Origin of the sequence: Nocardioides psychrotolerans (assembly GCF_943371775.1) — a bacterium.
Lineage (GTDB): Bacteria > Actinomycetota > Actinomycetes > Propionibacteriales > Nocardioidaceae > Nocardioides > Nocardioides psychrotolerans_A.
On the sequence record NZ_CALRWD010000118.1, the window covers coordinates 1 to 8814 of the forward strand.

Below are 8814 nucleotides of genomic sequence, written 5' to 3' on the forward strand. Positions count from 1 at the left end.
TCACCACCGCCGAGAAGGTCCGCCTCCGCAACCCCACCTGCGTCTTCCCCCACTGCTCGAAACCCTCACGCAGATGCGACCTCGACCACCTCATCGCCCACGCAACGTCCGGGATCACCTGCGAATGCAACCTCGCACCGCTCTGCCGACATCACCACCAGCTCAAGACCCACGCCGGCTGGACCTACCAACAACTCACCCCCGGCACCTTCCTCTGGCGAGAACCCCACGGCCAAACCCACCTCGTGACCCCCCACGGCACCAAACACCTCACCGGCCCCTGAGCGACCTTCTCAGTCGCCGGGCTCCTCGGCGACGCTGTCGAGCGAGATCAGGGTGTAGAGGGCGACGTCTCGCACGGCACGGGCTCCTGGGGTCGAGGTGGTCTTGCTCAGCTCAGACCGGGCAGGTCACCCGGAGTCATCGTTCGACAGCCCCGCGCGACGAAGGATCTCGTCGACGACCACTGTGAGTGAGCGGGTCGCGTCGATCACCACCGCCATGGCCGGGACGTCCTCCTGGGTCTGGTGGAGTCGGACGATCAGGTCGCGCTCGGACGGTTGCGAGCCCCACTCGCCGTGAAGGCGTTGGTCCAGCCGCCGGTGCAACGTCTCGAGATCCACGTCGAGGACGAAGACCTCGTCGAAGAGGTCGATGAACGTCGCGAAGTTGCGCGAGCCTCCGCAGAAGAAGGTGGCGGGCTCACGCTGGTCGGCCGCCAGCTCTCGCACCCGAGCCACGTCCCAGAGGTGGTGCTCGTGCACGGCGGTGGCGAGCGGTCGGCCGGTCACCGGGTCGCCCTGGTAGGCCAGGTCAAGATCCCCGTGGATCGCCTGGAAGCCGCGTCGGCCGAGCTCGTCGCACACCGAGGTCTTGCCGGTCCCGGAGACGCCCTCGACGAGGTAGTTGCGCTGGCCCACCGCGTCAGTATCGGCCCAGAGAAGCGCCGACCCCGGGCTCGGCTCCGACCTCAGCCCCCACCTCGGGCTCGTAGCGCAGCACGTCCCCGGGCTGGCACTCGAGCACCTCGCAGATCGCGGCAAGCGTGGAGAAGCGGACCGCCTTGGCGCGACCGTTCTTCAGGACGGCGAGGTTGGCGCCGGTGATGCCGACGCGCTCGGCCAGCACGCCGACCGGCATCTTGCGCCGGGCCAGCATGACGTCGACGTCGACGATGATCGGCACCTCAGATCACCTGCTCGAGCTCGGCGCGCAGGTCGCTGGCCTCGACCTCACGCGCCACGGCCTGCTGCAGCAGGGAGCGCATGACGACGACGACCAGGGCGATCCCGGCGATGACGGTGGCGGCACCGCCGAGGAGGAGCACGACGCCGGGCGCGACGGCCTCGCCGGGGGCGAGCACAACCCCGAGGGCGAACGCCAGCACCGAGGCCGAGGCGACCGCGCCGATCATGATGTCGACGAAGCGGAACGCCGCGTCCGAGAAGACCGTGCCGCGGCGGACCATCGTCACTAGCCGCCACAGGCAGACCAACACGACCTGGGTGGTGAGGATCCCCAGGAGCACGATCAGCAGCACGGGCGCCCGCAGGTCGAGCACCTCCGGGTCGGCTCCGTCCATGTCGCGCCAGACCAGGGGCACCATCACCACCTGCACGCAGATCGACCCCGCCAGGGCCAACGCCAGCACCCCCCGCAGGGCCTGGATCGTCACGCTGCTCATGCGTCCTCCTCGTCGACCAACAAGAGAAAGCTATCGATAAACGACAAATGAGGCAAGCAAGACGATCAGACCGGACCCACCGCATACCGCACGTGCGTGGCAAGCGGGGAGCTGTGGACCTTGAGCACCTCGAGGTCCACGTCGAGCTCCAGCCCGTCGAAGAGCCGCTTGCCACGACCCAGGACCACCGGCGCCGTCGAGATGACCAGCTCGTCGACGCGGCCGGCCGCGAGCGCCTGCCGGATCACGTCGGCACCCCCGCCGATTGAGACATCGGCGCCGCCCGCCGCCTCCCTCGCCCCGGCCAGCGCCTCGTCGAGACCGGTCACGAACCGGAAGCCGCAGTCAGGTGCCGGCTGGTCCTCGGTGCGGTGCGTCAGCACGAAGAGCAGCCCGGGAAACGGGTTGGTCCCGCCCCAGCCGCCCGCGGCGTCATGCATCCCGCGCCCGACGACGCCGGAGCCGATCCGGGCGGCGAGCGCGTCGTAGAACTCCTGGTCTACCTCGTGCATCGGCAGCCCGGGCCGGTGCTCGTAGGTCCACGGCCCACCCATCACCCACTGGTGCAGCCGCTCACCGCCTCGCCCCAGCCCCCGCGAGGGCCCGTCGTCGGGGCCGGTCACGAAGCCGTCGACGGACGTGGTGATGCTGGCGACGACCTTGCTCACGGTCTTCCCCCACGTCTCAGTCGCGCCAGAAGAGGTGGTGCACCACGCCGTGCGAGCCGGGCACGACGTCGCGGTGATAGCGGTCGAGCAGGTCGTCGGGGGAGTCCCAGAGCTTCGAGCCGGCCCCCAGCGGGTCCGGCCCGACGGCCACGTGGAGCGTGTCGATGAGCCCGGCGTCGAGGAACTGTCGGATCGTGTCGGCGCCGCCGCCGAGCCGCACGTCCTTGCCGTCGGCCGCCGCCAGCGCCTGCTCCAGCACCGCGGCGGGGGAGTCGTCGACGAAGTGGAAGGTCGTGTCCGAGAGCGAGTACGACGGCCGCTCGTGGTGGGTCATCACGAAGACCGGGGTGTGGAACGGCGGCTCGTCGCCCCACCAGCCCTTCCACTCCTCGTCGGCCCACGGACCCCGCAGCGGGGAGAACTTGTTGCGCCCCATGATCTCGGCGCCGATGTTGCGGTGGAAGTCGCGCACGAGGTAGTCCTCCAGCCCGCGACTGCCCCCAGGTGCAGCCCGGTTGGGCCAGCTGGCCGTCGTCACCGCCCACTGGAAGAGCACGCCCGGATCGGCGTGGCCGAAGGGCGTCTCGAGGCTCTGGCCCTCACCGGCGCCGAAGCCGTCGCTCGACACCATGAAGTTGTGGACCCTGACCATCTGCGTCACTGCTGCTCCTCACGCGGGATCTTCTCGTCGAGACATCAGACCAGCGCCAGGCCCTGAAGTCATCGAGCGACGTCAGATCCACCCGTTGGTCTGCGCGACCCGCGCCGCCTCGGCCCGCGTCGACGCTCCGGTCTTGCCGATCGCCGCCGAGAGGTGGTTGCGCACGGTGCCGAGGGAGAGGTGGGCGCGGGCGGCGATGACGGCGACGGGTGACCCGTCGATCGCGAGCAGCAGGATCTCCGCCTCCCGGGCAGTCAGCGGCGAGGGGCCGGCCATCAGCGATTCCATCGCCAGGCTCGGGTCGACGACGCGCAGTCCGGCGTGCACCCGTCGTACGGCGTCGGCCAGCTCGCGGGCGGGCGTGTCCTTGATCAGGAAGCCGGCGGCGCCGGCGTCGAGCGCGCGGCGCACGTAGCCCGGACGCCCGAAGGTCGTCACGATCAGCGTCCTCACCTGGGGCAGCTCGGTGCGCAGCTGCTCGGCCACCTCGAGGCCGGTGAGCCCGGGCATCTCGATGTCGAGCAGGCAGACCTCGGCCTGCGAGGAGCGGGCAGCGTCCAGCACCTCGTCGCCGCGGCCGACCTGCGCGACCACATCGAGGTCGGTCTCGAGGTCGAGCAGGGCCGCGAGCGCACCCCGCACGAGCGCCTGGTCGTCGGCGAGCAGCACGCGGATCACGGCAGCAGCACCTCGACCCGGGTCCCGGGGGAGCCCGACAGTTGTAGCGTGCCGCCAGCAGCCGTCACCCGCTCGCGCATCCCGCGCAGCCCGTTGCCGTCAGGTCCCCCAGACCCGGACGAGAAGCCGGCCCCGTCGTCGGCCACGACCAGCCCGGAGGCGGACAGCTCGATCGAGACCGTCGACGCCCCGGCATGCCGCACCACGTTGGTGACCGACTCGCGCAGCACCCACGCCAGCAGGGTGCGGTGCCGCGGGTCGGTGTCGGCGAGCGTGCCGACCTGGTGGGTCTCGATGTCGACGTCGGCGAGCACGCGCCGCGCGGCGGCCAGCTCGGCCTCGAGGTTGGCGGCCCGCAGGCCACCGACGGTCGAGCGGACCTCGGCGAGCGCCTGCCGTGCCGTCTCCTGGATCGACTCGAGCTCGGTGCGGGCCCGGGCGGGATCGACGTCGATGAGCCGGGCCGCGAGCTCGGCCTTGATCGAGAGCACCGTGAGGGAGTGCCCGAGCACGTCGTGCACGTCGCGGGCGACCCGGTCGCGCTCAGCCACCAGCGCCAGCTCCGACCGCGCCTCCTCCGACCGGGCGTCGAGCCCGATGAACACCCGCATCGCCGTGCAGAAGCCGATGATCGGCCACACCATCAGGAAGAAGAACGCCGGGAAGTCGCCGCCGATGAGGGACAGCAACGGCAGCAGGGCGCTGATGACGGTGGTGCCCTTCCACCAGGGCGCCGGCACCATCAGCGCGGAGAACGCGCCGAGGTAGGGCGTGAGCCCGATGGCCTCGATGCCGATCACCGGCATCGTCGCTGCGATGAGCAGGATCATCACGACCCAGATCACCAGCGCGTGCTCGCTCCAGAGGCTCCAGCCGAGCAGGTAGATCACCGCAAAGGCCGCGATCAGCGCCAGGACCAGGACCTTGATCGGCGACGAGGTGTCGGTCTGCAGGGTCTCGAGCACGGGGTAGGTCAGGAAGACCAGCCACAGCGCAGCGACGACCCAGCCCCACTGCTCCCAGGGCGAGCGGGTCACACCCGCTCCCGGCGTCGGCGCAGCCCCCACACCGCCAGCGCCGCGAAGATCACCGTCCACGCGCACACGTTAGCGAGCAGCAGCCACACCGGGTCGTGCCCGGCGCCCATCGGCAGGTAGCCCTCCGAGATGGGATAGCGGGCCAGGCCGGCATAGCCGTAGAGCGGCGTGAAGCGACCGATCTCCAGCATCAGCCCGTCCATGGGCGTGAAGACGTTGCCGAGGAAGCTCAGGATCACGATCAGCCCCGAGGCGATGCTGGCGGCGTTCTCGCCCTTGAAGACCAGGCAGATCGCGAGGCCGTAGACGGCGAACAACGCGGAGCCGAGCCACGCGATGCCGGCGCTGGCCAGCCAGTCGACGGCGTTGCCCGACGAGCCCGTGGCCGCGCCGATCGCATAGATCAGCGCGATCGGCACGGCCGCGACCGCCATTGCCACAGCGGTCTTGATCGCCACGAAGGCCAGCGAAGACAGGGGCGTCAGCGCGAGCTGCCTCCCCCACCCCATCGTCTGCTCGGTGGCCGCGGCGCCGGCGACGGTCGTGGTGGCCGTGACGGCGCCGTACGCCGCCATGGAGACCATCACGTACATCGCGACGTTGGCGCTGCCGTAGGACTCGTCGTCGCCCATCCCGAAGACGAAGAAGAGGAACGCCGGCAGCGCGACGATGAAGAACATGCCGACCTTGTCGCGCAGCTGGCGCTTCAGGTCGAGGCCGGCGTAGGAGACGGCCAGGGGGCGGGCGGCCGGTCGACGTGGGGTCGCAGTCGCCTGGGTGTCGGGGATCGAGATGGTGCTCATCGGGTGGCCTCCTCGCCGGTCAGTGCCAGGAATGCGGCCTCGAGGCTGGCGCTGGAGACCTCGAGGTCGGTGATGCCGAGGGGCGCGAGCGCCCGGCGCACGTCGGCCAGCCAGGCGTCGTCGATGCCGTGGACGCCGACGGCGTGGGCGGGTGGGCGCAGCGTCATGGTCTGGCTGCCGTACGCCGCCCGCACCTCCGCGGTCGGGCCGTCGGCCCGGATCCGGCCGCGTGCCATCAGCACGGTGCGGTCGGCGAACGCATCGGCCTCGGCGAGGTAGTGGGTCGCGAAGACGATCGTGCGACCGTCGGCGGCATCGGCGCGCATCGTGTCCCAGAACTGCTGACGAGCGCCGACGTCCATGCCGGTCGTCGGCTCGTCGAGGATCACCAGGTCGGGGTCGGGCACGAGCGCAAGGGCAAACTTCAGGCGCTGCTGCTCACCACCCGAGCAGGCCTTCACCAGCCGGCCGGCGAGCGGCCCCAACCCGGTCCGCTCGATGACGACGTCGACCCGCTCGGGCCGGCCGTGCAGGGCGGCGATCGCGCGGATCGTCTCGCGCACGGTGAAGTCGGGCAACAGACCGCCGGTCTGCATGACGGCCGAGACCCGGCCGTCCACGACCGCGCGGTGCGGCGACTCGCCATAGACCTCGATCGTCCCGCTGGTCGGCGAGGTGAGCCCGAGGAACATGTCGACGGTGGTGGTCTTCCCGGCGCCGTTGGGGCCGAGGAAGGCGACGATCTCGCCCGAGCCGATGGTCAGGTCGATGCCGTCGACCGCGGTGACGGTCTCGCCGCCCTCGCCGCGGAAGACCTTCGTCAGGCCCGTGGCCCGCAGTGCTGGTGTGGTCATGGCTCCACCCTCCGCCGCCGGGCGCGGCTGAGCGCGGGGGAGTTGTCACGACCTGGGCATGACACCTGTCATGGCCGAGGCCAGCCGGTCGACGTGCTCGTCGGCGAAGACCAGCGGCGGGCGGATCTTGAGCGAGGCGCGGTCGCGGCCGGTGCGGCCGATGAGCACGCCGCTCTCGCGCATCGCCTCCACGATCCGGCCGGCCCGGTCGGCGCTCGGCTGCCCGGTGGCGGGGTCGACGACGTCGACGGCAAGGGCCAGCCCCCAGCCGCGCACGGCGGCGATGTCGTCGCGCTGGGTGGCGACCTGACGCAGGGCGTCGAGCAGCCTGGCGCCGACGCGGCCCGCGTTGTCCACGAGGCCCTCGTCCTCGATGGTGCGCAGGACCGCGAGCGCCGCGGCGCACGCGGCGGTGCTGCCGCCGAAGGTGCTGAAGTAATCGGTGCCCCGCACGAACGGGTCGACCAGCGCGGCCGGGCCGACCACCGCGGCGACCGGATAGCCGTTGCCCATCGGCTTGCCGAGGGTGACCAGGTCGGCCGGGACGTCGCCGGCGACGAAGCTCCACAGGTGTTGCCCCGTGCGGCCGTGGCCGGCCTGGACCTCGTCGGCGACGTAGAGCCCCCCGGCCCGGTGCACCGCCTCCGCCGCGGCCCGGGTCCACGCGTGGGCGGGTCCGTGCACGCCGTCGCTGGTGAAGACGCCGTCGACCAGCATCGCCGCGACGCCGTGGCCCGACGCGCTCAGGCTGCTGATCGCCCCGTCGATGTCGAGGTCTCCCGCGAGGGGCGGCGGCACCAGCCGCATGTGGTCGGGCGCGGGCGCGCCGTGCCAGCTCTCGGGGGAGAAGGGATAGGTCGCCTCGGTGACCCCGTGGTAGGCCCACGCGGTGGCGATGCCGCCCGACGCCCCGGTGGCGTGCCGGGCGATCCGCCAGGCGAGGTCGTTGGCCTCGCTGCCGGAGTTGACCAGCAGCACCCGGTCGAAGCGGTCGGGCAGGGTGGCCAGCAGCCGCTCGGCGAGCTCGACCGGCGCGTCCTGGAGGTAGCGGCTGTTGGTGTTGAGCGTCGCCAGCTGCGCGCCCACCGCCGACGCCACGGCCGGGTGGGAGTGACCGAGGACGGGCACGTTGTTGTAGGCGTCGAGGTAGCGCCGGCCGTCCGCGGCCTCGAGCACGACGCCGTCGCCGCGCACGAGGTGCAGCGGCTGGTCATAGCTGAGCTCCTGCTCGCCGAAAGCGCTCGCCCGAGCCGCCGTCAGGGCCGCCGTGGAGCGTCCGGCCCGACGGCGTACGACGAGGTCGTCCGTCCCGGCGCTGAGCAGGGTCTCGAGCAGGGCGTAGGCCTCGTCGTCGATCTCCGGCGCCGCCCCCTGCTCGCGGGTGCGCCAGGCGGTGATGAGGACCGCGGCGGCACAGCGACCGGCCATCAGGTCGGCCACCAGCGCGCGCTCGTCGGCCTCGAGCGGGGTGACGGCGTCATAGCCCGCGACGATCTCCCACGCAGCGTCGAGCCCGTCGGCGCGACCGCTGACCAGGTCGGCCACCGTGACGGCGAGGTCGCAGACGAGCGCGGTGTGGGTCATGTCGCCGAAGTCGGTGATGCCGGTCAGCGCCAGGTCGTCGTCGACCAGGACGTTGGTCGGCGCCAGGTCGTTGTGCACCACCTGTGCGCGCAGGCGGGGGAGCACCGGCGCGACCCGCTCGTCGAAGCGGTCGAGCACCGCCTCGATCGCGGCCCGCCGGTCGGGCGCGACCGCGGGGAGCCAGGACCGCAGCTGCGGCAGCCGCTTGATGTCCCAGACGAGCGGCTGGGTCGCGGCCGGGTGGGCGAAGCCGCGCAGCCCGCGCCCGAGCCGGGCGCTCGTGCGCCCCCACTCGCGCAGCCGCGCGTCGTCGAGCTCCGCCGGCTCGGGGTGCCGGCCCGCCAGCCAGGTGTGCACCCAGGCGAGCGAGACCCGCCCGTCCCGCCCGGTCAGCGGCACCCAGGGGCGTCCGTCGAGCGTGCGTACGACGCCGGGCACCGGCAGCTCCGGAGCCACCGCCCGCATGTGGTCCAGCGCCGAGCGCTGGAGGTCGAGCACGGCCTCGGGGTCGGCCGGGTTGTGCACCTTGAGCAGGTGCCGCGTCGACCCGGAGTCGAGCCGGAAGTTGCAGTCGCGCTCACCGTGGAGGGCGGTGAGGTCGCCGTCGAGGCCCCACCGCTCCCGCACCGACGCGCGCAGCGCGTCGAGGTCGAGGTCGGGCCCCGGCACGGACAGCGGGTCGGGGGACGTCGAGCTCACCCGGTCATTGTGCTCCCGCAGGAGCGCCGAGCGTCAGTCGCAGTCGTTGCAGATCATCGAGCCGGGCTTGGAGCGCCGCGAGGTGTGCTGCACGAGGAAGCACGACTGGCAGACGAACTCGTCGGCCTGCTCCGGGGTGACCTCGA

12 protein-coding genes are annotated in these 8814 nt (G+C 72.1%); 1 reads left to right on the forward strand and 11 read right to left on the reverse strand.

Going from position 1 to position 8814, the window contains the following annotated elements; genetic code table 11:
- On the forward strand, positions 1-284 hold a 284-nt coding region (locus AAG827_RS21330; RefSeq protein ID WP_341928222.1), incomplete at its 5' end, for an HNH endonuclease signature motif containing protein.
- A gap of 126 nt (positions 285-410) precedes the next feature.
- On the opposite strand, the gene AAG827_RS21335 is transcribed toward AAG827_RS21330, so the two are convergent.
- The 11 genes from AAG827_RS21335 to AAG827_RS21385 all read right to left on the reverse strand — a co-directional run.
- A complete protein-coding gene (locus tag AAG827_RS21335; RefSeq protein WP_341928223.1) occupies positions 411-920 on the reverse strand; it encodes a nucleoside kinase in 510 nt (169 codons plus the stop codon).
- A 4-nt stretch (positions 921-924) separates the two neighbouring features.
- Positions 925-1185 carry a helix-turn-helix transcriptional regulator gene (locus AAG827_RS21340; protein WP_341928224.1) on the reverse strand — a complete coding sequence of 87 codons (261 nt, stop codon included), beginning with the start codon at positions 1183-1185 and terminating at the stop codon, positions 925-927.
- Position 1186: 1 nt separating this feature from the next.
- The gene (locus AAG827_RS21345) at positions 1187-1684 is read right to left on the reverse strand and encodes a DUF2975 domain-containing protein (RefSeq protein WP_341928225.1); all 498 of its coding nucleotides are present in this window, start codon (positions 1682-1684) and stop codon (positions 1187-1189) included.
- Positions 1685-1749: 65 nt separating this feature from the next.
- On the reverse strand, positions 1750-2352 hold the full coding sequence (locus AAG827_RS21350) for a dihydrofolate reductase family protein (protein ID WP_341928226.1): 603 nt from the start codon (positions 2350-2352) through the stop codon (positions 1750-1752).
- Positions 2353-2368: 16 nt separating this feature from the next.
- Positions 2369-3004, reverse strand: coding sequence for a dihydrofolate reductase family protein (locus AAG827_RS21355; protein WP_341928232.1), 636 nt, complete (start codon positions 3002-3004; stop codon positions 2369-2371).
- A gap of 81 nt (positions 3005-3085) precedes the next feature.
- Positions 3086-3691, reverse strand: a complete 606-nt coding sequence (locus AAG827_RS21360; protein ID WP_341928227.1) for a response regulator transcription factor — start codon at positions 3689-3691, stop codon at positions 3086-3088.
- A complete protein-coding gene (locus tag AAG827_RS21365) occupies positions 3688-4728 on the reverse strand; it encodes a histidine kinase (protein ID WP_341928228.1) in 1041 nt (346 codons plus the stop codon). The genes AAG827_RS21360 and AAG827_RS21365 overlap by 4 nt, the downstream gene beginning before the upstream one ends.
- Positions 4725-5531 (reverse strand): ABC transporter permease, encoded by an 807-nt coding sequence (locus AAG827_RS21370; RefSeq protein WP_341928229.1) that lies wholly within the window; start codon positions 5529-5531, stop codon positions 4725-4727. The genes AAG827_RS21365 and AAG827_RS21370 overlap by 4 nt, the downstream gene beginning before the upstream one ends.
- Positions 5528-6385 carry an ABC transporter ATP-binding protein gene (locus AAG827_RS21375; protein WP_341928230.1) on the reverse strand — a complete coding sequence of 286 codons (858 nt, stop codon included), beginning with the start codon at positions 6383-6385 and terminating at the stop codon, positions 5528-5530. Before AAG827_RS21375 ends, AAG827_RS21370 begins: the two co-directional genes overlap by 4 nt.
- A 45-nt stretch (positions 6386-6430) precedes the next feature.
- The gene (locus tag AAG827_RS21380; RefSeq protein WP_341928231.1) at positions 6431-8668 is read right to left on the reverse strand and encodes an aminotransferase class III-fold pyridoxal phosphate-dependent enzyme; all 2238 of its coding nucleotides are present in this window, start codon (positions 8666-8668) and stop codon (positions 6431-6433) included.
- Between the two features lie 33 nt (positions 8669-8701).
- On the reverse strand, positions 8702-8814 hold a 113-nt coding region (locus tag AAG827_RS21385; RefSeq protein ID WP_341928233.1), incomplete at its 5' end, for a DUF4193 family protein.

Excerpts from the sequence above, each read along its gene's own strand:
- AAG827_RS21370 (WP_341928229.1), bottom strand. The coding sequence starts at position 5,531 with ATGAGCACCATCTCGATCCCCGACACCCAGGCGACTGCGACCCCACGT.
- AAG827_RS21345 (WP_341928225.1), bottom strand. The coding sequence starts at position 1,684 with ATGAGCAGCGTGACGATCCAGGCCCTGCGGGGGGTGCTGGCGTTGGCC.
- AAG827_RS21375 (WP_341928230.1), bottom strand. The coding sequence starts at position 6,385 with ATGACCACACCAGCACTGCGGGCCACGGGCCTGACGAAGGTCTTCCGC.
- AAG827_RS21355 (WP_341928232.1), bottom strand. The coding sequence starts at position 3,004 with ATGGTCAGGGTCCACAACTTCATGGTGTCGAGCGACGGCTTCGGCGCC.